Source organism: Citrobacter sp. Colony219, assembly GCF_019382635.1.
Taxonomy (GTDB): domain Bacteria; phylum Pseudomonadota; class Gammaproteobacteria; order Enterobacterales; family Enterobacteriaceae; genus Citrobacter; species Citrobacter youngae.
Genome location: NZ_CP080033.1, coordinates 4,531,915 through 4,551,415 on the forward strand (window position 1 = coordinate 4,531,915; position 19,501 = coordinate 4,551,415).

Annotated in this window: 32 protein-coding genes and 1 rRNA gene (1 of these 33 cut by a window edge); 6 read left to right on the forward strand and 27 right to left on the reverse strand. The window is 50.0% G+C overall.

What is annotated here, in order from left to right; genetic code table 11:
- Window positions 1–79, reverse strand: a 16S ribosomal RNA gene (locus JTI85_RS20050) (it extends 1,461 nt beyond the left edge of the window).
- Window positions 80–550: 471 nt separating this feature from the next.
- Between JTI85_RS20050 and JTI85_RS20055 the strand changes: the two genes are divergently transcribed.
- A complete protein-coding gene (locus JTI85_RS20055; RefSeq protein WP_172743571.1) occupies window positions 551–1,105 on the forward strand; it encodes a gamma carbonic anhydrase family protein in 555 nt (184 codons plus the stop codon).
- On the opposite strand, the gene JTI85_RS20060 is transcribed toward JTI85_RS20055, so the two are convergent.
- The 6 genes from JTI85_RS20060 to dprA are packed head-to-tail and all read right to left on the reverse strand — an operon-like array spanning window position 1,081 to window position 4,872.
- Window positions 1,081–1,338 (reverse strand): DUF1488 domain-containing protein, encoded by a 258-nt coding sequence (locus JTI85_RS20060; RefSeq protein WP_172743569.1) that lies wholly within the window; start codon window positions 1,336–1,338, stop codon window positions 1,081–1,083. The genes JTI85_RS20055 and JTI85_RS20060 overlap by 25 nt on opposite strands.
- Window positions 1,335–2,156 carry a shikimate dehydrogenase gene (aroE, locus tag JTI85_RS20065; RefSeq protein WP_201443180.1) on the reverse strand — a complete coding sequence of 274 codons (822 nt, stop codon included), beginning with the start codon at window positions 2,154–2,156 and terminating at the stop codon, window positions 1,335–1,337. The genes JTI85_RS20060 and aroE overlap by 4 nt, the downstream gene beginning before the upstream one ends.
- 1 nt (window position 2,157) lies before the next feature.
- The gene (gene tsaC, locus JTI85_RS20070) at window positions 2,158–2,730 is read right to left on the reverse strand and encodes an L-threonylcarbamoyladenylate synthase type 1 TsaC (protein ID WP_048213515.1); all 573 of its coding nucleotides are present in this window, start codon (window positions 2,728–2,730) and stop codon (window positions 2,158–2,160) included.
- Between the two features lie 3 nt (window positions 2,731–2,733).
- Window positions 2,734–3,276: a type I DNA topoisomerase gene (locus tag JTI85_RS20075; protein WP_048213516.1), complete on the reverse strand. Its 543-nt coding sequence runs from the start codon at window positions 3,274–3,276 to the stop codon at window positions 2,734–2,736.
- 26 nt (window positions 3,277–3,302) lie between these two features.
- The gene (smg, locus tag JTI85_RS20080) at window positions 3,303–3,776 is read right to left on the reverse strand and encodes a DUF494 family protein Smg (RefSeq protein WP_005134083.1); all 474 of its coding nucleotides are present in this window, start codon (window positions 3,774–3,776) and stop codon (window positions 3,303–3,305) included.
- Window positions 3,748–4,872 (reverse strand): DNA-protecting protein DprA, encoded by a 1,125-nt coding sequence (gene dprA / locus JTI85_RS20085; RefSeq protein ID WP_048213517.1) that lies wholly within the window; start codon window positions 4,870–4,872, stop codon window positions 3,748–3,750. Before dprA ends, smg begins: the two co-directional genes overlap by 29 nt.
- 129 nt (window positions 4,873–5,001) lie before the next feature.
- Here dprA and def point away from each other — a divergent pair, with 129 nt between their 5' ends.
- From def to mscL, 5 genes are all read left to right on the forward strand, one after another.
- Window positions 5,002–5,511: a peptide deformylase gene (def, locus tag JTI85_RS20090; protein WP_040232019.1), complete on the forward strand. Its 510-nt coding sequence runs from the start codon at window positions 5,002–5,004 to the stop codon at window positions 5,509–5,511.
- A 14-nt stretch (window positions 5,512–5,525) separates the two neighbouring features.
- A complete protein-coding gene (gene fmt, locus JTI85_RS20095) occupies window positions 5,526–6,473 on the forward strand; it encodes a methionyl-tRNA formyltransferase (RefSeq protein WP_219351943.1) in 948 nt (315 codons plus the stop codon).
- A 53-nt stretch (window positions 6,474–6,526) separates the two neighbouring features.
- Window positions 6,527–7,816, forward strand: coding sequence for a 16S rRNA (cytosine(967)-C(5))-methyltransferase RsmB (gene rsmB / locus JTI85_RS20100; protein ID WP_219351944.1), 1,290 nt, complete (start codon window positions 6,527–6,529; stop codon window positions 7,814–7,816).
- 21 nt (window positions 7,817–7,837) lie between these two features.
- On the forward strand, window positions 7,838–9,214 hold the full coding sequence (gene trkA, locus JTI85_RS20105) for a Trk system potassium transporter TrkA (protein ID WP_003031153.1): 1,377 nt from the start codon (window positions 7,838–7,840) through the stop codon (window positions 9,212–9,214).
- A gap of 141 nt (window positions 9,215–9,355) precedes the next feature.
- On the forward strand, window positions 9,356–9,769 hold the full coding sequence (gene mscL / locus JTI85_RS20110; RefSeq protein WP_003031152.1) for a large-conductance mechanosensitive channel protein MscL: 414 nt from the start codon (window positions 9,356–9,358) through the stop codon (window positions 9,767–9,769).
- Here mscL and arfA read toward each other — a convergent pair.
- From arfA to rplN, 20 genes are all read right to left on the reverse strand, one after another.
- Complete coding sequence (arfA, locus tag JTI85_RS20115) at window positions 9,766–9,984, reverse strand: alternative ribosome-rescue factor ArfA (protein ID WP_048213520.1); 219 nt, start codon at window positions 9,982–9,984, stop codon at window positions 9,766–9,768. The two genes, mscL and arfA, sit on opposite strands and share 4 nt — an antisense overlap.
- A 57-nt stretch (window positions 9,985–10,041) precedes the next feature.
- Window positions 10,042–10,467, reverse strand: coding sequence for a Zn(2+)-responsive transcriptional regulator (gene zntR / locus JTI85_RS20120; protein WP_048213521.1), 426 nt, complete (start codon window positions 10,465–10,467; stop codon window positions 10,042–10,044).
- Between the two features lie 10 nt (window positions 10,468–10,477).
- A complete protein-coding gene (locus JTI85_RS20125) occupies window positions 10,478–10,846 on the reverse strand; it encodes a DUF1992 domain-containing protein (RefSeq protein ID WP_003845236.1) in 369 nt (122 codons plus the stop codon).
- Window positions 10,847–10,953: 107 nt separating this feature from the next.
- The gene (gene rplQ / locus JTI85_RS20130) at window positions 10,954–11,337 is read right to left on the reverse strand and encodes a 50S ribosomal protein L17 (protein WP_001216370.1); all 384 of its coding nucleotides are present in this window, start codon (window positions 11,335–11,337) and stop codon (window positions 10,954–10,956) included.
- A 40-nt stretch (window positions 11,338–11,377) separates the two neighbouring features.
- Window positions 11,378–12,367 carry a DNA-directed RNA polymerase subunit alpha gene (gene rpoA / locus JTI85_RS20135; protein WP_003031139.1) on the reverse strand — a complete coding sequence of 330 codons (990 nt, stop codon included), beginning with the start codon at window positions 12,365–12,367 and terminating at the stop codon, window positions 11,378–11,380.
- A 25-nt stretch (window positions 12,368–12,392) separates the two neighbouring features.
- Window positions 12,393–13,013, reverse strand: a complete 621-nt coding sequence (gene rpsD / locus JTI85_RS20140) for a 30S ribosomal protein S4 (RefSeq protein ID WP_003031138.1) — start codon at window positions 13,011–13,013, stop codon at window positions 12,393–12,395.
- 33 nt (window positions 13,014–13,046) lie between these two features.
- The gene (gene rpsK, locus JTI85_RS20145; protein WP_003031137.1) at window positions 13,047–13,436 is read right to left on the reverse strand and encodes a 30S ribosomal protein S11; all 390 of its coding nucleotides are present in this window, start codon (window positions 13,434–13,436) and stop codon (window positions 13,047–13,049) included.
- Between the two features lie 16 nt (window positions 13,437–13,452).
- Window positions 13,453–13,809: a 30S ribosomal protein S13 gene (rpsM, locus tag JTI85_RS20150; protein WP_003031135.1), complete on the reverse strand. Its 357-nt coding sequence runs from the start codon at window positions 13,807–13,809 to the stop codon at window positions 13,453–13,455.
- A gap of 146 nt (window positions 13,810–13,955) precedes the next feature.
- Entirely contained in the window at window positions 13,956–14,072 is a 117-nt protein-coding gene (gene rpmJ / locus JTI85_RS20155; RefSeq protein ID WP_000868187.1) for a 50S ribosomal protein L36, read from the reverse strand.
- A gap of 30 nt (window positions 14,073–14,102) precedes the next feature.
- Entirely contained in the window at window positions 14,103–15,434 is a 1,332-nt protein-coding gene (gene secY / locus JTI85_RS20160) for a preprotein translocase subunit SecY (RefSeq protein ID WP_001118864.1), read from the reverse strand.
- 7 nt (window positions 15,435–15,441) lie between these two features.
- Window positions 15,442–15,876 carry a 50S ribosomal protein L15 gene (gene rplO, locus JTI85_RS20165; protein WP_003031132.1) on the reverse strand — a complete coding sequence of 145 codons (435 nt, stop codon included), beginning with the start codon at window positions 15,874–15,876 and terminating at the stop codon, window positions 15,442–15,444.
- A 3-nt stretch (window positions 15,877–15,879) separates the two neighbouring features.
- Window positions 15,880–16,059 carry a 50S ribosomal protein L30 gene (gene rpmD / locus JTI85_RS20170; protein WP_001140434.1) on the reverse strand — a complete coding sequence of 60 codons (180 nt, stop codon included), beginning with the start codon at window positions 16,057–16,059 and terminating at the stop codon, window positions 15,880–15,882.
- 3 nt (window positions 16,060–16,062) lie between these two features.
- Window positions 16,063–16,566 (reverse strand): 30S ribosomal protein S5, encoded by a 504-nt coding sequence (rpsE, locus tag JTI85_RS20175; RefSeq protein ID WP_003031131.1) that lies wholly within the window; start codon window positions 16,564–16,566, stop codon window positions 16,063–16,065.
- 14 nt (window positions 16,567–16,580) lie between these two features.
- Window positions 16,581–16,934 carry a 50S ribosomal protein L18 gene (gene rplR / locus JTI85_RS20180; protein ID WP_000358960.1) on the reverse strand — a complete coding sequence of 118 codons (354 nt, stop codon included), beginning with the start codon at window positions 16,932–16,934 and terminating at the stop codon, window positions 16,581–16,583.
- Between the two features lie 9 nt (window positions 16,935–16,943).
- A complete protein-coding gene (gene rplF / locus JTI85_RS20185) occupies window positions 16,944–17,477 on the reverse strand; it encodes a 50S ribosomal protein L6 (protein ID WP_048213523.1) in 534 nt (177 codons plus the stop codon).
- Window positions 17,478–17,489: 12 nt separating this feature from the next.
- Entirely contained in the window at window positions 17,490–17,882 is a 393-nt protein-coding gene (rpsH, locus tag JTI85_RS20190) for a 30S ribosomal protein S8 (RefSeq protein WP_003031127.1), read from the reverse strand.
- 30 nt (window positions 17,883–17,912) lie between these two features.
- Complete coding sequence (gene rpsN, locus JTI85_RS20195; RefSeq protein WP_003031125.1) at window positions 17,913–18,218, reverse strand: 30S ribosomal protein S14; 306 nt, start codon at window positions 18,216–18,218, stop codon at window positions 17,913–17,915.
- 14 nt (window positions 18,219–18,232) lie between these two features.
- Window positions 18,233–18,772: a 50S ribosomal protein L5 gene (gene rplE / locus JTI85_RS20200; RefSeq protein ID WP_003031123.1), complete on the reverse strand. Its 540-nt coding sequence runs from the start codon at window positions 18,770–18,772 to the stop codon at window positions 18,233–18,235.
- Between the two features lie 14 nt (window positions 18,773–18,786).
- Window positions 18,787–19,101 carry a 50S ribosomal protein L24 gene (gene rplX, locus JTI85_RS20205; RefSeq protein ID WP_003031122.1) on the reverse strand — a complete coding sequence of 105 codons (315 nt, stop codon included), beginning with the start codon at window positions 19,099–19,101 and terminating at the stop codon, window positions 18,787–18,789.
- A gap of 10 nt (window positions 19,102–19,111) precedes the next feature.
- On the reverse strand, window positions 19,112–19,483 hold the full coding sequence (gene rplN, locus JTI85_RS20210) for a 50S ribosomal protein L14 (RefSeq protein ID WP_000613954.1): 372 nt from the start codon (window positions 19,481–19,483) through the stop codon (window positions 19,112–19,114).
- Window positions 19,484–19,501 lie beyond the last annotated feature (18 nt).

Consider the following 19,501-nt stretch of genomic DNA (forward strand, 5'->3'; position numbering starts at 1 on the left):
CTCTGTGCTACCGTTCGACTTGCATGTGTTAGGCCTGCCGCCAGCGTTCAATCTGAGCCATGATCAAACTCTTCAATTTAAGTTTGATGCTCGTGAATTAAACTTCGTAATGAATTACGTATGTTCACTCAGAGACTTGGTATTCATTTTTCGTCTTGCGACGTTAAGAATCCGTATCTTCGAGTGCCCACACAGATTGTCTGATAAATTGTTAAAGAGCAGTTGCGACGCGCTTTAGCGCTCTGTCGCGAGGTGGCGTATATTACGCTTTCCTCTTTCAGAGTCAACCCTCATTTTCAGGTTTTTCTCTTCAACCGGCCCGGCTGTTTGCGTGAAGTGATTCACATCCGCCGTGTCGATGGAGGCGCATTATAGGGATCCCATTTTTTAGCACAAGTGTTTTTTGGATCTTTTTTGCCGAATGCTTGTTTTTCACTCCTTTCGCTACATTCCTGTGCAATTTGGCTGATTTTTGATAGCTAAACCACTTGCACAGTCTCAATAATCCAACCAAAGTCTTCATTACCGCCCTATTTTCATTGAGGTAAACATGTCTGATGTACTACGTCCTTATAAGGATCTTTTCCCACAGATCGGCAAACGCGTCATGATCGATAGTAGTAGTGTTGTCATTGGCGATGCTCGTCTGGCTGATGATGTCGGGATTTGGCCACTGGTTGCGATTCGTGGCGATGTGAACTACGTACAGATTGGCGCCCGTACAAACATCCAGGACGGCAGCGTTCTCCATGTCACGCATAAATCCACGTCTAATCCGCAGGGTAATCCACTGATCGTGGGTGAGGACGTTACGGTTGGTCATAAAGTCATGCTACATGGTTGCATCATTGGCAACCGCGTTTTAGTCGGTATGGGATCGATTCTGCTGGATGGCGTAGTCGTAGAAGACGACGTTATGATTGGGGCTGGGAGCCTGGTTCCACAAAACAAACGCCTGGAAAGCGGATATCTGTACCTGGGAAGCCCGGTTAAGCAAATCCGTCCATTAAGCAATGAAGAGAAAGCAGGCTTACAATATTCAGCTAACAACTATGTTAAGTGGAAAGACGAGTATTTAAGTCAGAGTAACCACACCCAACCTTGAGCATCTTCCTGCTGGGCCTGGATCAATGCTTCAGCCTCTTCTTCCAGATCCCAGCGATATTCGCGAAAAGTTTCAAGCCACTGTTCAGACGTGTCGCCGCCAAAGCGATGCGCCAGCGTCTCTCCTTTTATGGCACATTTTAGCTGCATACCATGAACCATCGCCGGGAAGACGACGGAATTAATATCCGCCACCCACTCTTCCCTATCAGGGAATTGAATCGCCTGATTCATGCAGAAAGTTCCTGTTGCAGTGTTTTAATCACAGGCTCAATCTCCGGTAGTACACCATGCCAGAGCAAAACAGCATGTGCCGCTTGCCCCACCAGCATTCCCAAACCATCAGCACAATATTTTGCACCATGCGATACGCACCAGGAAAGGAACGGAGTATTCCCCTTTTGATAGAACATGTCGTAGCAATAAACCGAAGAATGAATAAGCGATGCAGGAATGGCTGGAACATCACCGCTAATACCACTGGACGTTGCGTTGATGATCAGATCGAAGGTGTAATTATCCAGCTCATCCATTCCTACCGCCTGAACGCTGCCGGTATGGGAGAAGATCTGCGCCAATTCTTCAGCACGTGAGGCGGTGCGATTAACAATAGTCACCGCGCAATCCATAGACAGGAGAGGCAGCAACACTCCACGGGACGCTCCACCAGCCCCAATCAACAGGATACGAGACCCGGGATGAATGAAAGACAAACGCTCAAGATCGCTAAGCAGGCCGATACCATCGGTGTTATCACCCAGTAAACGCCCATCCTCCAGCCGTTTTAGAGTATTGACCGCCCCAGCCAGCGATGCCCGCTCTGTTAGTTCATCAGCACGCGCAAAAGCCTCTTCTTTAAAAGGAACGGTAACATTAGCCCCTTTCCCCCCATCAGCAAAAAAGGCATTGAGCGTATTCACAAAGTTATTGATCGGCGCCAACACCCGACCATAAGAGTGATCAATCTTCAGCTGCTCTGCAAATTGCTGATGAATAAAAGGCGATTTGCTGTGTGCTACCGGATTACCAAAAACAGCATAGGCTTCTTTCATATTACCCCTGTCGAAACTGTTCACCCGTCAAAGCATCTCTGATTTCCGAGGGATTCAAACGTCCGCCGGTATTACCTTCAACCACTGGAAAATCTTCCCCGAACTGCGCTCGTACTTCCTCTACCGTTCTGCAGGGTGCCAGTCCACTCAGATTGGCACTGGTAGAAACTAATGGCTTGCCATAAGCCTGGCACAATGCAACCACCAGCGGGTGATCCGTGACGCGCACGGCGAGCGAATCAAAACGACCGGTTAGCCAACGCGGCGTTGTCGCAGGAGCCGGGAAAACGAAAGTGACAGGGCCAGGCCAGCGAGCGAAAACTGCTTCACGTTGAGCATCGGTGAGCATACTGTCATCAATATACGGTTTGAGTTGATCAAAGCTTGCTGCAATCAAAATCAAACCTTTATCAATTGGACGTTGTTTGAGTTCCAACAGACGCATTACCGCCGTTTCGCTGTCAGGATTGCAACCGACACCAAAAACGGCTTCTGTTGGATAAGCGATGACATTTTCTTGTTGCAGAACCTCTATCGCGGCAGCGATGGGGTCCGTAGGCAGGTTTTTATTCACTTTTTATTCCGCCGGGATCGGCTTTCCACATTGTTTACTGGCACAGAAATGCTTCGCACCCTGCGCGGTTTTCTTTTCGATGAGTAGCGGATAGTGGCACTCTGGACACTCTCCCGCTAACGGTTTGAAGTTAATGACAAACTGACACTCCGGATAGCGATCGCAGGAGTAGAAGGTTTTGCCATAACGTGAACGCCGCTGAACCAAGTGGCCCGTCTGGCATTGGGGGCACACTACTGCGGTTTCATCAGGCTTATCGATAAGCTCAGTGTGATCGCAGGCAGGGTAATCACTGCACCCAATAAACATACCGAATCGTCCCTGCCTCAGCACCAGTTCAGCGCCACATGCAGGGCAGAATTTACCCTCCAGAACTTTGACTATATGTCCGTCCGCAGATGATTTCAGCGGACGGACATAATCGCATTCTGGATAGTGTGAGCAACCAAGAAACGGGCCGTGTTTCCCGGAACGAATAACCAGTTCAGCCCCACATTGTGGGCAGGGCTCGTTTTTACGCACCGTAAACAGTGCTGATTTAGCCATAACAACTCATACTGAATGAAGATTGATTAATGCAGCATACCTTCATTCACTTCAAAGAGTAATTCTTCCATTTGCTGATAGGCATTTTCGCAGCCTGGAATGTTGAACAGAACCATCAGGATCACCCACTTCAGGTCTTCCAGATCAAACTCAGCCGTATCCAGCGCAAGTACGCGCTCTATCACCATTTCTCGCGTTTCGAGGTTTAGCACCTGAATCTGCTCCAGGAATAGCAGGAACCCCCGACAGCTCGCATCCAGCCGATCGCACTCTTCTGCAGTATAAATACGTACAGAAAGGGGATCTGATGCAAGCTGCATAGGTTCTGCAAGGCCGTCCTGATAATCAGCAAGCTTTTCCAGCCACAGTAACGCGTTGTAGATGTCTTCACGATCAAAACCAGCGTCGGTAAGATCCCGTTCCAGTTTGTCCTGATCCACACGCAGCTCAGCTTCGTTATGGATATATGTCTCAAACAAATACATTAGTACGTCGAACATGGCTTGCCCTCCTCAATCGGACATAGCCGCCGGGTACAGCTGCGATCCATCCTGCTAACTCCAGTTCGAGCAGTTGAGCCACTACCTCTGGCACAGGTTGGCCGGCACGTTCAGCGACGACGTCAACAGGTGTTACCTCATCTCCTACGTTAGCCAGGAGCTCTGAAAATGGCAATGCCACCTCTTCGTGATCCGGCGAATAAATTGATTTTTCAGGCTCATCTGGCAGCCATTGCAGCCCATATTGCAAACTTTCCAGTATTTCCTCTGGTGCCGTCACAAGCATGGCTCCCTGCTGAATGAGCCAATGGGGACCTTCACTTCCCGGACTCCCTATCGGTCCAGGCAAAGCAAAAACCTCCCGTCCTTGTTCCAGCGCACAGCGTGCAGTGACTAATGAGCCACTACGCTGTGCCGCTTCAACAACCAGTACTCCCTTACTTAGACCACTAATAATGCGATTTCGTCGGGGAAAATTACGCGGTAAAGGGAGCATATCCAAAGGAAACTCGGACACCAGAGCACCTCCGGCCTCTATCAAACTTTCGGCAAGACGAACATGTCGCCGTGGATATATAGTTTCCAAACCATTTCCCAGTACCGCAATACTGGCCCCGTGTGTGTTTATCGCTGCAGTATGCGCCACACCGTCAATCCCTTTAGCCAGTCCGCTAGTGATCGTCACACCACATGCTGAAAGCTTTTCACAGAACAACCGCGCCCATCGTTCGCCATACCAGGAGTACTGCCGACTGCCGACAACAGCAACTTGAAATGAGTGAAGACACTCAGGGCGGCCAGCAATGAAAAGTACGCCAGGGTAATCCTCAATAGCACGCAGCTGCGGCGGAAAATACTTGCTGTCGGCAAAAACCAGATGATGATGGGGTAACTCAAGCCAACGCAGCGTTTTTTCCAGTGACTGTTCAGAAAAGGCCAGAAAACGTTCGACCTGGCGAGGAGTGAACCCTGCATGCCGAAGTACCGTATTGTTAATACTCGGTTGAGCGATAAGCCAGCGAGCAGTGCGCACCATCTCATCACCATACAGTTCATTCACTTGTGCTAAACGTAACCAAATCTCAATATGGGTCATCCCTGTTCCCCTGCCACAAGCAGTCCTGGCAATCTTTGCGATTGGTCACTGATGCTGTCAATCAGAGCGGGTTTTGTCTAGAATAGAGGTAATAATCTTTCCAATTCCTGAACACAACTCTGGATAACTATGTCAGTTTTGCAAGTGTTACATATTCCGGACGAGCGTCTTCGCAAAGTCGCAAAGCCGGTTGAAGAAGTGAATGCAGAAATTCAGCGTATCGTTGATGATATGTTCGAAACGATGTACGCCGAAGAAGGTATCGGTCTGGCCGCAACACAGGTCGATATTCATCAGCGCATCATTGTTATTGATGTCTCTGAAAACCGTGACGAGCGTCTGGTACTCATTAACCCAGAGCTGCTGGAAAAAGACGGTGAAACGGGCATTGAAGAAGGCTGCCTGTCTATTCCTGAACAACGTGCATTAGTACCGCGCGCTGAAAAAGTAAAAATTCGTGCGCTCGATCGCGACGGTAAGCCTTTTGAACTGGAGGCCGATGGCCTGTTGGCTATCTGCATCCAACATGAAATGGATCACCTGGTCGGTAAACTGTTTATCGATTATCTGTCTCCGTTGAAGCAACAACGTATTCGTCAGAAAGTTGAAAAACTCGACCGCCTGAACGCCCGAGCTTAAGGACAAGAATCAACGTGTCAGACTCACTACGTATTATTTTTGCGGGTACACCTGACTTTGCAGCGCGTCATCTCGACGCGCTGTTGTCTTCTGGACATAACGTCGTTGGGGTGTTTACCCAACCGGACCGCCCTGCGGGACGTGGTAAAAAGCTGATGCCCAGCCCGGTAAAAGTGCTGGCGGAAGAAAAAGGGATACCCGTTTTCCAACCTGTATCTCTTCGTCCCCAGGAAAACCAACAACTGGTTTCTGATCTGCACGCTGATGTAATGGTGGTGGTGGCATATGGCCTGATTCTGCCAAAAGCCGTACTGGACATGCCGCGTCTGGGTTGCATCAACGTTCATGGTTCTCTGCTTCCACGCTGGCGTGGGGCCGCACCGATCCAGCGTTCATTGTGGGCAGGCGACACCGAAACAGGTGTAACCATCATGCAGATGGATGTCGGTCTGGACACCGGAGATATGCTGCATAAGCTGTCGTGCCCAATTACGGCAGAAGATACCAGCGGTTCGTTATACGACAAGCTGGCAGATTTAGGGCCTCAGGGGCTGATTGAAACGCTAAAACAGCTTGCTGCTGGCACAATAAAACCAGTTGTTCAGGATGAATCTCTGGTTACGCATGCAGAAAAACTCAGCAAAGAAGAGGCACGTATCGACTGGTCGCTTTCGGCCACTCAGTTGGAACGCTGTATCCGCGCCTTTAACCCGTGGCCAATGAGCTGGCTTGAAATTGACGGTCAGCCAGTGAAAGTCTGGAAAGCTTCTGTTATTGCTGTGAACACACAGTCTGCACCAGGCACCATCCTCGAGGCGACAAAGCAGGGCATCCAGGTCGCAACAGGCGACGGCATCCTGAATCTCATCGCTTTACAGCCTGCCGGTAAGAAAGCGATGAGCGCACAGGATCTGCTCAATTCGCGTCGGGAGTGGTTTGTGCCCGGGAATCGTCTGATCTGACGGTTCATCTCTTTTAAAGCCCGGAGCCTCCGGGCATTTTTATTTTTGCGCTTATGAAAAAACATCTTAATTTACGCAGTATGGTGGCCCAGGCTGTCGAACAGGTTGTCGAAAAGGGCCAATCGTTGAGTAACGTACTGCCCGCCATGCAGCAAAAAGTAGCCGACAAAGATAAGGCGCTGTTGCAGGAACTTTGCTTCGGCGTATTACGCACGCTCTCCCAACTGGAGTGGATGATCCAGCAGCTGATGGAACGTCCAATGACGGGCAAACAGCGCACCGTTCACTATCTGATCATGGTGGGCTTCTACCAACTACTGCATACCCGTATTCCACCGCACGCTGCGCTGGCTGAGACTGTCGAAGGTGCGGTTGTCATAAAGCGTCCGCAGCTTAAAGGGTTGATCAACGGCGTGTTGCGCCAGTTTCAGCGTCGTCAGGATGAACTGCTGGCCGAGTTCGCGCAAAGCGATTTACGTTTCTTACACCCTTCCTGGCTGGTGAAACGTATTAAGGCCGCTTATCCGCAGCAGTGGGAAGCTATTCTTGAAGCCAATAATCAGCGACCACCGATGTGGCTGCGTGTCAATCGTAACCACCATACGCGCGACGCCTGGCTGGACCTGCTTAGCGAAGCAGGATTAACCGGCTTCCCACATCCGGATTATCCGGATGCAGTGCGTCTGGAAACGCCGGCTCCTGTACACGCCCTCCCAGGCTTTGATGAAGGCTGGGTAACCGTCCAGGATGCTTCAGCTCAAGGATGTGTAACTTATCTGTTGCCGGAGAACGGTGAACAGATCCTCGACCTGTGCTGCGCGCCGGGCGGTAAAACGACGCACATTCTGGAAGTTGCTCCGCACGCTAACGTAATGGCCGTCGATGTCGATGAGAAACGCTTATCGCGCGTTTACGACAATCTGAAACGCCTCGGCATGAAGGCAACCGTAAAACAGGGTGATGGTCGATATCCACAACAATGGTGTGGCGAACAACAGTTTGACCGTATTTTGCTGGATGCTCCGTGTTCTGCCACCGGGGTGATTCGTCGCCATCCGGATATCAAATGGCTGCGCCGCGACCGGGATATTGCCGAACTTGCCCAATTGCAGGCCGAGATCCTGAATGCAACCTGGTTACATCTTAAACCTGGCGGCACGCTGGTTTATGCAACGTGCTCTATCCTGCCAGAAGAAAACCAGCAGCAAATTACCGCCTTCCTGGCACGCACGCCGGATGCGGTATTAAGCGAAACCGGTACGCCGGAAAAACCCGGACGTCAGAATTTACCAGGTGCGGAAGATGGCGATGGCTTCTTTTACGCTAAGCTAATCAAAAAGTGATGAGATAACGGGTCGCGACTGATGAAAATTATCATTCTGGGCGCAGGGCAAGTTGGCGGTACGCTGGCTGAAAACCTGGTCGGAGAAAACAACGATATCACGGTAGTCGATACCAATGGTGAACGCCTGCGCAGCCTGCAGGACAAGTTTGATCTCCGCGTCGTGCAAGGGCACGGTTCACATCCTCGCGTACTGCGTGAAGCTGGGGCCGACGATGCCGATATGCTGGTTGCCGTAACCAGCTCAGATGAAACAAATATGGTTGCCTGCCAGGTAGCTTATTCACTGTTTAATACGCCTAATCGCATCGCCCGTATTCGTTCACCGGATTATGTTCGTGATGCGGACAAGCTATTCCAATCCGATGCGGTACCTATCGATCACCTGATTGCGCCGGAGCAACTGGTTATCGATAGCATTTATCGACTGATTGAATATCCGGGTGCATTACAGGTAGTCAATTTTGCCGAAGGTAAAGTCAGTCTGGCAGTAGTAAAAGCCTATTACGGCGGACCATTGATCGGCAATGCACTGTCGACAATGCGCGAACATATGCCACACATCGATACCCGCGTTGCGGCGATTTTCCGTCATGATCGACCAATCCGTCCACAAGGTTCTACGATCGTTGAAGCGGGTGATGAAGTGTTCTTTATTGCGGCATCACAGCATATTCGCGCCGTAATGAGTGAACTGCAGCGTCTGGAAAAACCCTACAAGCGTATTATGTTAGTGGGTGGCGGTAATATCGGTGCTGGTCTGGCCCGACGTCTGGAAAAAGATTACAGTGTCAAACTGATCGAGCGCAATCAGCAACGGGCATCCGAACTTGCGGAGAAATTGCAAAATACGATCGTCTTTTTCGGTGATGCCTCGGATCAAGAGCTGCTGGCTGAAGAACATATTGATCAAGTTGATCTGTTTATCGCAGTGACCAACGATGATGAAGCGAATATCATGTCGGCGATGCTTGCCAAACGGATGGGTGCCAAGAAAGTGATGGTGTTAATCCAACGCAGAGCATACGTCGATCTGGTGCAAGGTAGCGTGATCGATATTGCTATTTCACCGCAGCAGGCGACCATCTCCGCGCTGCTCAGTCACGTACGTAAAGCTGACATTGTCGGCGTTTCTTCACTACGCCGTGGCGTCGCGGAAGCCATTGAAGCCGTCGCACACGGGGATGAAACAACATCTCGGGTTGTGGGACGCTCAATTGATGAAATTAAACTTCCACCCGGTACCATTATTGGTGCGGTAGTGCGAGGTAACGACGTGATGATAGCCAATGACAACCTGCGTATTGAGCAGGGTGATCACGTTATCATGTTCCTGACAGACAAAAAGTTTATTACTGACGTCGAGCGACTATTCCAGCCAAGTCCTTTCTTCCTGTAATAATTTGGGCGCGAATACAGCGCCCTTTTTATTTCCCTTTATATTTCATGGTCTAATAAATTTTCCTTTCAGCAATACATAAATGGAAATTGCCTAAACATTTGTTAAACTTATAAACGTCAGCTGCATAGGGAGAATAAAATGAGCATTATTAAAGAGTTTCGCGAATTCGCGATGCGCGGGAATGTTGTCGATTTGGCAGTGGGTGTCATTATTGGTGCGGCATTCGGTAAGATTGTTTCATCGCTGGTTGCCGATATCATCATGCCGCCACTGGGGTTGTTAATTGGTGGGATCGATTTTAAACAGTTTGCTTTGACATTACGCGATGCGCAGGGAGACATCCCGGCTGTCGTTATGCATTACGGTGTATTTATTCAGAACGTATTTGATTTCATTATTGTGGCGTTTGCTATCTTTATGGCAATCAAACTGATCAACAAACTGAATCGTAAAAAAGCGGAAGAGCCGGCTGCACCGCCAGCTCCCTCGAAAGAAGAAGTATTGCTGAGTGAAATTCGTGACCTGCTGAAAGAACAAAATAACCGTTCTTAAGCACTCACTGAAACCAGAAGGCCAGTGGTAAAAAAGTGATTCACTTTCTTGCCACTGGCCTCCCAGTTACCCCGATTGCCATGTTTACCTTTACGCAGATAACTACCTTTACCTTTTTTATTCTTCTCAACGCGCTGTCTGAACAGTGGGTCATGCAGAAGCGCCTCAATGGCGTTGTCTTTTATCTGCCCTTTGGTGTGCTGATAACGACTCATAATATCTCCAGTTTGTAGTAATTTACGCCGCGAGTGTAGACCCGGCAGTTCAAGAAATCAACAGCCTGATATTGTTCCACTGGCGCCTTGCTCAAGAGCTTCAAGAATAGAGCAGTACACGCTGCTGTGTGCCTTGCCGCAGCATGCATCATTCAATCGCTGCAGAGACCGCTGCATCGTCTGAAGTTCGGCAATACGTGCTTCGACTTCTTGCAGTCTTTCCTGGACGATCCCTTTTGATTCCTGACAGGTATGGTGTTCGGGATCAACACGGATCGAAAGCAACTCGCGGATCGACTCCAGAGTGAAACCAAGCTGGCGGGCATAACGAATAAACTTCAGGCGCTGAAGATCGCTTTCTGTATAGAGGCGAAATCCGCCTTCAGTACGCACTTCATGCTCCATCATCTGCTGCTTTTCATAGTAGCGGATAGTATCTGGCGTCACGTCAGCCAGTTTCGCTATTTCACCAATTCGGTACATGCTCTCTCCGCTATTCATCGTTGATCTTTTTTAGCAGCTTATCTGCGTAGTCACCGCGCAAAAACTCGGTGCTGAGTCCAGCCTGCCGAAGTTTAAGTTCCAGCAGCGACAGTCTTCGGCTCACCTCCGGATAACTTGGATCATCTTTGCGGATCCCCGCGAGTATTTCAAGCAGCTGTATTGCTTCTCTGCGTTGCTCGAGCTCAGGAGGGAGGCAACCTGCATTTTTTAATAAACGGTATCCGGCTCGCAGTTCCGGCGGGACATGGGAGTCATCGTCAAGAGTCAGCGGTTCGCCCGTTCCCGGTAAATCATCAAACTCACCTTTAGATTGTGCATCAATAATATGGCGCTCTGCCCACTGGTCCAGTAACCACATACAACACTCCAGGGGATGAACAAAAAGAGTACAGATATTGTAGATAAGTGGGGATATGACGGATATAAAAAAACCCGCCGAGGCGGGTTTTTTTACGTTACTACAGATTACTCTGCAGCAGCTTCTGTTTTCTCTGAACGATCAACCAGCTCGATGTATGCCATCGGCGCGTTGTCGCCTGCACGGAAACCACACTTCAGAATGCGAGTGTAACCACCGGCGCGGCTCGCGAAACGCGGGCCCAGTTCGTTAAACAGTTTTGCCACGATCTCGTTATCACGAGTGCGGGCGAATGCCAGACGACGATTAGCTACGCTATCAGTCTTGGCAAGAGTAATCAGCGGCTCAACTACGCGACGCAGCTCTTTCGCTTTCGGCAGAGTCGTCTTGATGATTTCATGACGAACCAGTGAACCTGCCATATTGCGGAACATAGCCTGGCGATGGCTGCTGTTGCGGTTCAGTTGACGACCACTCTTACGATGGCGCATGACCTTATCCTTCTCAGTAAAACCTTAACCTGTGATCCGGTTACTCGTCAGCGATGCTTGCCGGTGGCCAGTTTTCCAGGCGCATGCCCAGAGACAGTCCACGGGAAGCCAGCACGTCTTTAATCTCGGTAAGAGATTTTTTACCAAGGTTAGGCGTCTTAAGAAGCTCAACCTCAGTACGCTGTACCAGATCACCGATATAGTGGATAGCTTCTGCTTTGAGGCAGTTAGCAGAGCGGACAGTCAATTCCAGATCGTCAACAGGGCGCAGCAGGATCGGATCGAATTCTGGTTTCTCTTCTTTAACTTCCGGCTGACGTACATCACGTAAATCAACGAAAGCTTCCAGTTGTTCAGCCAGAATGGTCGCCGCACGACGAATCGCCTCTTCAGGATCGATTGTGCCGTTGGTTTCCATTTCGATGACCAGCTTGTCCAGGTCGGTACGCTGTTCTACACGCGCTGCTTCAACATTGTAGGCAATACGCTCTACAGGGCTGTAGCATGCGTCGACCAGCAGACGGCCGATTGGGCGCTCATCTTCTTCCGAATGAATTCGGGTAGAAGCCGGCACATAACCACGACCGCGCTGAACTTTGATACGCATGCTAATAGATGCATTCTCATCGGTCAGGTGGCAGATCACGTGCTGTGGCTTGACGATTTCGACATCCCCATCATGGGTAATGTCGGCTGCAGTCACAGGGCCAATGCCAGATTTATTCAAGGTAAGAATAACGTCATCTTTACCCTGAACTCTCACCGCCAGCCCTTTCAGGTTGAGCAGGATTTCCAGGATATCTTCCTGAACGCCTTCTTTGGTGCTGTACTCATGTAGTACACCATCAATCTCAACCTCGGTCACCGCGCAACCCGGCATCGATGAGAGCAGAATACGGCGCAGTGCGTTACCCAAAGTATGGCCAAAGCCACGCTCTAAAGGCTCAAGGGTCACCTTGGCGTGCGTCGAACTCACTTGCTCGATATCTACCAGGCGCGGTTTTAGAAACTCTGTCACAGAACCCTGCATTGTGTCCTCTCTTTGGTACTAAGCTTTACTTGGAGTAAAGCTCGACGATCAGGTGTTCGTTAATGTCCGCAGACAGATCAGAACGCTCCGGCTTACGCTTGAACGTACCTTCCATCTTGCCAGCATCAACTTCCAGCCAGGTTGGCTTTTCACGCTGCTCAGCCAGCTCCAGAGCGGCTTTCACGCGAGACTGCTTCTTCGCTTTCTCACGAATGCTAACAACGTCATTCGGACTAACCTGATAAGAAGCGATGTTAACAACACGACCGTTTACCATAATTGCTTTATGGCTGACCAGCTGACGTGCTTCTGCACGAGTGGCACCGAAGCCCATACGGTATACAACGTTGTCCAGACGACCTTCCAGCAGACCCAACAGGTTTTCACCGGTGTTGCCTTTCAGACGCGCTGCTTCTTTGTAGTAGTTACGGAACTGACGCTCCAGCACACCGTAGATACGGCGAACTTTTTGCTTTTCACGCAACTGCACACCATAGTCAGACAGACGCGGTTTACGCGCACCGTGCTGGCCAGGAGCTTGTTCAATTTTACACTTGGTATCGATCGCGCGAACGCCAGACTTAAGGAATAAGTCAGTGCCCTCACGACGGCTCAGCTTGAGCTTAGGACCCAAATATCTTGCCATTTTCTTTCTCCAACAATCCTAGAAACGACAGCGTTATACGCGACGTTTTTTCGGCGGACGACAACCGTTATGAGGGATCGGAGTCACATCAGTAATATTAGTGATGCGGAAACCAGCGGCGTTCAGAGCACGAACAGTAGATTCGCGACCTGGACCCGGTCCTTTGACCATAACTTCCAGATTCTTGATACCGTATTCTTTTACGGCTTCAGCGCAACGCTCTGCTGCAACCTGAGCTGCAAACGGAGTGGATTTGCGAGAACCACGGAAACCGGAACCACCGGCTGTTGCCCAACCCAGTGCGTTACCCTGACGATCAGTAATGGTAACGATGGTGTTGTTAAAAGAAGCATGGATATGAGCCACGCCGTCAGAGACTTGTTTTCTTACACGTTTACGTGCACGAATTGGTGCCTTTGCCATTATTCAATCACCCCGATTATTTCTTGATCGGTTTGCGCGGACCCTTACGGGTACGTGCGTTGGTCTTGGTACGCTGACCGCGAACCGGGAGACCACGACGATGACGCAAACCGCGATAGCAACCAAGATCCATAAGGCGCTTGATGCTCATGCTAACTTCACGGCGCAGATCACCTTCAACGACAAATTTGGCAACTTCGTCACGCAGCGTGTCGATTTGTTCTTCAGACAGCTCACTGATCTTAACATCTTCAGCGATACCCGCGGCAGCCAGAATGGCTTTAGAACGGGTCTTGCCGACGCCGTAGATCGAAGTTAATGCGATCACAGCATGTTTCTGATCAGGAATGTTAATGCCTGCTATACGGGCCACTATGCACTCCTACTATTTAATATGTACGCACCATGCTGAAAAGCCCGTTTTCAGGATACTCAAATGGAAACGCACAGACATACAAAAGATTGGCTGGCTAATCTAGCCAGCTCAACCCAACTTTGCAAGAAAAATATGCGAATAAATCAGCCTTGGCGCTGTTTATGCTTCGGCTCGGCACTGCAAATCACACGGATGACACCATCACGCTTAACGATTTTGCAGTTACGGCATAATTTCTTGACGGAAGCACGAACTTTCATTTTTACTCTCCGTAACTTCTCGGGCGACTGTTAACGGCCGTAGCCTTTCAGATTCGCCTTCTTCAATGCAGACTCGTACTGACTTGACATCATCAGAGTTTGCACTTGAGCCATAAAGTCCATAATCACGACAACAACGATAAGCAGTGAGGTCCCACCGAAGTAGAACGGTACTTTCATTGCATCACGCATGAACTCCGGGATCAGGCAGATAAAGGTAATGTAGAGCGCACCAACCAGAGTCAGGCGGGTCATTACTTTATCGATATACTTCGCCGTTTGCTCTCCCGGACGAATTCCTGGTACAAATGCACCGGACTTCTTCAGGTTATCTGCTGTTTCACGCGGGTTGAAAACCAACGCCGTATAGAAGAAACAGAAGAAGATGATTGCAGACGCATAGAGTAACACATAAAGCGGTTGCCCAGGCTGCAAATACAGCGAAATTGTTGTCAGCCAGTTCCAACCAGTACCGCCCCCGAACCATGACGCGATGGTCGCCGGGAACAGAATAATACTGGAAGCGAAGATTGCCGGGATTACCCCCGCCATATTCACTTTCAGCGGTAAATGTGTGCTCTGTGCAGCATAGACACGACGACCTTGCTGACGTTTCGCGTAGTTTACCACAATGCGGCGTTGACCACGCTCAACAAATACAACAAAGAACGTCACTGCGAATACTAATACTGCAACCAACAGCAACACGAGGAAGTGCAGGTCGCCTTGACGCGCTTGCTCGATAGTATGGGCAATGGCTGGCGGGAGTCCCGCGACAATACCGGCGAAGATAATGATTGAGATACCGTTGCCGATACCACGTTCAGTAATCTGTTCACCCAACCACATCAGGAACATCGTCCCTGTAACCAGACTTACAACAGCGGTGAAATAGAATGCAAAGCCTGGGTTCATCACCAGGCCCTGCATACCAGGCATATTCGGCAGACCGGTAGCAATACCGATCGACTGGAATATAGCCAGCACCAGAGTACCGTAACGGGTGTACTGGCTGATCTTACGACGACCAGACTCCCCTTCTTTCTTAATTTCTGCCAGCGTTGGATGAACCACCGTCAGCAGCTGGATAATGATCGACGCCGAAATATACGGCATGATCCCCAGAGCAAAGATAGAAGCACGGCTGAGTGCACCACCAGAGAACATGTTAAACATTTCAATGATGGTGCCTCGCTGTTGCTCAAGCAGTTTGGCAAGTACAGCGGCATCAATACCAGGGATCGGAATGAAAGAGCCAATACGGAACACAATCAGCGCGCCGATTACAAACAGCAGTCTGCGTTTCAGCTCGCCTAAGCCACCTTTGGCACTTTGAAAATCTAATCCCGGTTGTTTAGCCATCTGCTACTTATTCCTCGATTTTACCGCCAGCAGCTTCGATAGCAGCACGAGCGCCTTTAGTAACACGCAGGCCACGAACAGTTACCGGAGTAGTGACTTCACCAGCCAGGATCACTTTCGCGAACTCGATCTGGATACCGATAATGTTGGCTGCTTTCAGCGTGTTCAGGTCTACAACACCGCCTTCAACTTTAGCAAGGTCAGACAGACGAACTTCGGCTGTAATCGCTGCTTTACGTGAAGTGAAGCCGAATTTCGGCAGACGACGGTACAGAGGCATCTGACCACCCTCGAAACCGCGACGTACGCCACCGCCAGAACGAGACTTCTGACCTTTGTGACCACGACCACCGGTTTTACCGAGGCCAGAACCGATACCACGACCCAGGCGGCGAGCCGCTTTTTTAGAGCCTTCGGCCGGAGACAGAGTATTTAAACGCATCTCTTACTCCTCAACTTTAACCATGAAGGAAACCGCGTTGACCATACCACGAACAGCAGGAGTATCCTCGCGCTCTACGGTGTGACCAATACGACGCAGACCCAGGCCAAGCAGCGTTGCCTTGTGTTTCGGCAGACGACCGATTGCACTGCGGGTTTGAGTAATTTTAATAGTCTTTGCCATGGTTTATTTCCCCAGAATTTCTTCAACGGATTTACCACGCTTGGCAGCGACCATTTCCGGAGATTTCATATTTTCCAGACCATCGATAGTTGCACGAACCACGTTAATCGGGTTAGTGGAACCATACGCTTTAGCCAGAACGTTACGAACTCCAGCGACTTCCAGAACGGCGCGCATTGCACCACCGGCGATGATACCGGTACCTTCGGAAGCCGGCTGCATGAAGACACGAGAACCCGTGTGAGTACCCTTAACCGGGTGCTGCAGGGTGCCGTGGTTCAGCGCGACGTTAATCATATTGCGACGGGCTTTTTCCATCGCTTTCTGGATCGCTGCTGGAACTTCACGCGCTTTACCGTAACCAAAACCAACGCGACCGTTACCATCACCAACTACAGTCAGAGCTGTGAAGGAGAAAATACGACCACCTTTAACGGTTTTAGATACGCGGTTAACCGCGATCAGCTTTTCCTGCAGTTCGCCAGCTTGTTTTTCGATGTGAGCCATCTTACACCTCTACCTTAGAACTGAAGGCCAGCTTCACGGGCAGCATCTGCCAGTGCCTGGACACGACCATGATATTGGAACCCGGAACGGTCAAAGGATACATCTTTGATGCCTTTTTCCAGAGCGCGTTCAGCAACAGCTTTACCTACAGCTGCAGCAGCGTCTTTGTTACCGGTGTACTTCAATTGTTCAGCGATAGCTTTTTCTACAGTAGAAGCAGCTACCAGAACTTCAGAACCGTTCGGTGCAATTACCTGTGCGTAAATATGACGCGGGGTACGATGTACCACCAGGCGAGTTGCACCCAGCTCCTGGAGCTTGCGGCGTGCGCGGGTCGCACGACGGATACGAGCAGATTTCTTATCCATAGTGTTACCTTACTTCTTCTTAGCCTCTTTGGTACGCACGACTTCGTCGGCGTAACGAACACCCTTGCCTTTATAAGGCTCAGGACGACGGTAGGCGCGCAGATCTGCTGCAACCTGACCGATCAGCTGTTTATCAGCGCCTTTCAGCACGATCTCAGTCTGAGTCGGACATTCTGCAGTGATTCCCGCAGGCAGCTGATGGTCAACTGGGTGAGAGAAACCTAAAGCCAGGTTTACTACATTCCCTTTAACCGCTGCGCGATAACCTACACCAACCAGCTGAAGCTTCTTAGTGAAGCCTTCGGTAACACCGACAACCATTGAGTTCAGCAGGGCACGCGCGGTACCAGCCTGAGCCCATCCATCTGCGTAACCATCACGCGGACCGAAGGTCAGTGCATTATCTGCATGATTTACTGCAACAGCATCGTTGAGAGTACGAGTCAGCTCGCCGTTTTTACCTTTGATCGTAATAACCTGACCGTTGATTTTTACATCAACGCCGGCAGGAATAACGACCGGTGCTTTAGCAACACGAGACATTTTTTCCTCCGATTAGGCTACGTAGCAGATAATTTCGCCACCAAGACCAGCCTGGCGCGCTGCACGATCAGTCATAACACCTTTAGAGGTAGAAACAACTGCGATACCCATGCCAGCCATAACTTTCGGCAGCTCGTCTTTACGCTTATAAATGCGCAGACCTGGGCGACTGACACGCTGAATGCTTTCTACAACAGCTTTACCCTGGAAATACTTGAGAGTAAGTTCCAGTTCCGGCTTGGTGTCGCCTTCAACTTTAAAATCTTCAATAAAACCTTCTTCCTTCAGCACGTTGGCAATTGCCACTTTCAGCTTGGAGGAAGGCATGGTGACCGCAGCTTTATTCGCGGCCTGACCGTTACGGATACGGGTCAGCATATCCGCGATCGGATCTTGCATGCTCATCTGTCTTTACTCCCGTGATTCAATTGGTAATTACCAGCTAGCCTTTTTCAAGCCTGGTACTTCACCGCGCATGGCGGCTTCACGCAGTTTGATACGGCTCAACCCGAACTTGCCCACATAGCCATGCGGACGACCTGTTTGACGGCAGCGGTTACGCTGACGGGACGGGCTGGAATCACGCGGCAGAGACTGCAGCTTGAGAACTGCGTTCCAACGATCTTCGTCGGTCGCGTTCACATCAGAGATAATAGCTTTCAGTTCAGCGCGTTTTGCGAAGTACTTATCAGCTAAAGCTACGCGCTTTACTTCGCGTGCTTTCATTGATTGCTTAGCCATTCAGTAACCCTACCTTACTTGCGGAACGGGAAGTCAAAGGCAGCCAGCAGAGCACGGCCTTCTTCGTCAGATTTCGCAGTAGTGGTAATGGTAATATCCAAACCACGCACGCGGTCGACTTTATCGTAGTCGATTTCTGGGAAGATGATCTGCTCACGGACACCCATGCTGTAGTTACCACGACCGTCGAAAGACTTAGCGGACAAGCCACGGAAGTCACGGATACGTGGAACAGCAATAGTGATCAGGCGCTCAAAGAACTCCCACATGCGTTCGCCACGCAGAGTTACTTTACAGCCGATCGGATAGCCCTGACGGATTTTGAAGCCTGCAACAGATTTGCGTGCTTTGGTGATCAGCGGTTTTTGACCGGAGATTGCTGTCAGGTCAGCTGCTGCGTTATCCAGCAGTTTCTTGTCAGCGATCGCTTCACCAACACCCATGTTCAGGGTGATCTTCTCGACCCGAGGGACTTGCATGACAGAATTGTAGTTAAACTCAGTCATGAGTTTAGCGACTACTTCGTCTTTGTAGTAATCATGCAGTTTCGCCATCGTACTACTCCAAATTACTTGATAGTTTCGCTGTTAGATTTAAAGAAACGGACTTTTTTGCCGTCTTCGAATCTAAAGCCTACACGGTCAGCCTTGCCGGTTGCCGCGTTGAAGATAGCAAGGTTAGAGATCTGAATAGCTGCTTCTTTCTCTACGATGCCGCCTGGTTGGTTCAGGGCCGGAACCGGCTTCTGATGTTTCTTAACCAGGTTGATACCTTCAACAATGACCTTGCCGGAAGACAGGACATTCTTAACTTTACCGCGTTTACCTTTATCTTTACCGGTTAACACGATAACTTCGTCATCACGACGGATCTTCGCTGCCATGATTCGCTCCTTAGAGTACTTCTGGTGCCAGAGAGATAATTTTCATGAACTTCTCGTTACGAAGTTCACGAGTTACCGGCCCAAAAATACGCGTACCGATAGGTTGCTCGCTGTTATTGTTTAAAATAACGCATGCATTTCCATCGAAGCGAATGACAGAACCGTCCGGGCGACGAACACCCTTCTTGGTGCGCACCACTACCGCCTTCAGCACATCACCTTTTTTGACCTTACCACGCGGAATTGCTTCCTTGATGGTGATCTTGATGATATCGCCGACGCCTGCGTAGCGACGGTGCGAGCCACCCAGAACCTTGATACACATTACGCGACGTGCACCGGAGTTGTCGGCGACGTTCAGCATAGTCTGTTCTTGGATCATTTTAGTGCTCCGCTAATG

Coding starts and splice junctions, on each gene's coding strand:
- JTI85_RS20055 (WP_172743571.1), top strand. CDS start 551: ATGTCTGATGTACTACGTCCTTATAAGGATCTTTTCCCACAGATCGGC.
- JTI85_RS20060 (WP_172743569.1), bottom strand. CDS start 1,338: ATGAATCAGGCGATTCAATTCCCTGATAGGGAAGAGTGGGTGGCGGAT.
- aroE (WP_201443180.1), bottom strand. CDS start 2,156: ATGAAAGAAGCCTATGCTGTTTTTGGTAATCCGGTAGCACACAGCAAA.
- JTI85_RS20075 (WP_048213516.1), bottom strand. CDS start 3,276: ATGGCTAAATCAGCACTGTTTACGGTGCGTAAAAACGAGCCCTGCCCA.
- smg (WP_005134083.1), bottom strand. CDS start 3,776: ATGTTCGACGTACTAATGTATTTGTTTGAGACATATATCCATAACGAA.
- dprA (WP_048213517.1), bottom strand. CDS start 4,872: ATGACCCATATTGAGATTTGGTTACGTTTAGCACAAGTGAATGAACTG.
- def (WP_040232019.1), top strand. CDS start 5,002: ATGTCAGTTTTGCAAGTGTTACATATTCCGGACGAGCGTCTTCGCAAA.
- rsmB (WP_219351944.1), top strand. CDS start 6,527: ATGAAAAAACATCTTAATTTACGCAGTATGGTGGCCCAGGCTGTCGAA.
- trkA (WP_003031153.1), top strand. CDS start 7,838: ATGAAAATTATCATTCTGGGCGCAGGGCAAGTTGGCGGTACGCTGGCT.
- mscL (WP_003031152.1), top strand. CDS start 9,356: ATGAGCATTATTAAAGAGTTTCGCGAATTCGCGATGCGCGGGAATGTT.
- arfA (WP_048213520.1), bottom strand. CDS start 9,984: ATGAGTCGTTATCAGCACACCAAAGGGCAGATAAAAGACAACGCCATT.
- zntR (WP_048213521.1), bottom strand. CDS start 10,467: ATGTACCGAATTGGTGAAATAGCGAAACTGGCTGACGTGACGCCAGAT.
- JTI85_RS20125 (WP_003845236.1), bottom strand. CDS start 10,846: ATGTGGTTACTGGACCAGTGGGCAGAGCGCCATATTATTGATGCACAA.
- rplQ (WP_001216370.1), bottom strand. CDS start 11,337: ATGCGCCATCGTAAGAGTGGTCGTCAACTGAACCGCAACAGCAGCCAT.
- rpoA (WP_003031139.1), bottom strand. CDS start 12,367: ATGCAGGGTTCTGTGACAGAGTTTCTAAAACCGCGCCTGGTAGATATC.
- rpsD (WP_003031138.1), bottom strand. CDS start 13,013: ATGGCAAGATATTTGGGTCCTAAGCTCAAGCTGAGCCGTCGTGAGGGC.
- rpsK (WP_003031137.1), bottom strand. CDS start 13,436: ATGGCAAAGGCACCAATTCGTGCACGTAAACGTGTAAGAAAACAAGTC.
- rpmJ (WP_000868187.1), bottom strand. CDS start 14,072: ATGAAAGTTCGTGCTTCCGTCAAGAAATTATGCCGTAACTGCAAAATC.
- secY (WP_001118864.1), bottom strand. CDS start 15,434: ATGGCTAAACAACCGGGATTAGATTTTCAAAGTGCCAAAGGTGGCTTA.
- rplO (WP_003031132.1), bottom strand. CDS start 15,876: ATGCGTTTAAATACTCTGTCTCCGGCCGAAGGCTCTAAAAAAGCGGCT.
- rpmD (WP_001140434.1), bottom strand. CDS start 16,059: ATGGCAAAGACTATTAAAATTACTCAAACCCGCAGTGCAATCGGTCGT.
- rpsE (WP_003031131.1), bottom strand. CDS start 16,566: ATGGCTCACATCGAAAAACAAGCTGGCGAACTGCAGGAAAAGCTGATC.
- rplR (WP_000358960.1), bottom strand. CDS start 16,934: ATGGATAAGAAATCTGCTCGTATCCGTCGTGCGACCCGCGCACGCCGC.
- rplF (WP_048213523.1), bottom strand. CDS start 17,477: ATGTCTCGTGTTGCTAAAGCACCGGTCGTTATTCCTGCCGGCGTTGAT.
- rpsH (WP_003031127.1), bottom strand. CDS start 17,882: ATGAGCATGCAAGATCCGATCGCGGATATGCTGACCCGTATCCGTAAC.
- rpsN (WP_003031125.1), bottom strand. CDS start 18,218: ATGGCTAAGCAATCAATGAAAGCACGCGAAGTAAAGCGCGTAGCTTTA.
- rplE (WP_003031123.1), bottom strand. CDS start 18,772: ATGGCGAAACTGCATGATTACTACAAAGACGAAGTAGTCGCTAAACTC.
- rplX (WP_003031122.1), bottom strand. CDS start 19,101: ATGGCAGCGAAGATCCGTCGTGATGACGAAGTTATCGTGTTAACCGGT.
- rplN (WP_000613954.1), bottom strand. CDS start 19,483: ATGATCCAAGAACAGACTATGCTGAACGTCGCCGACAACTCCGGTGCA.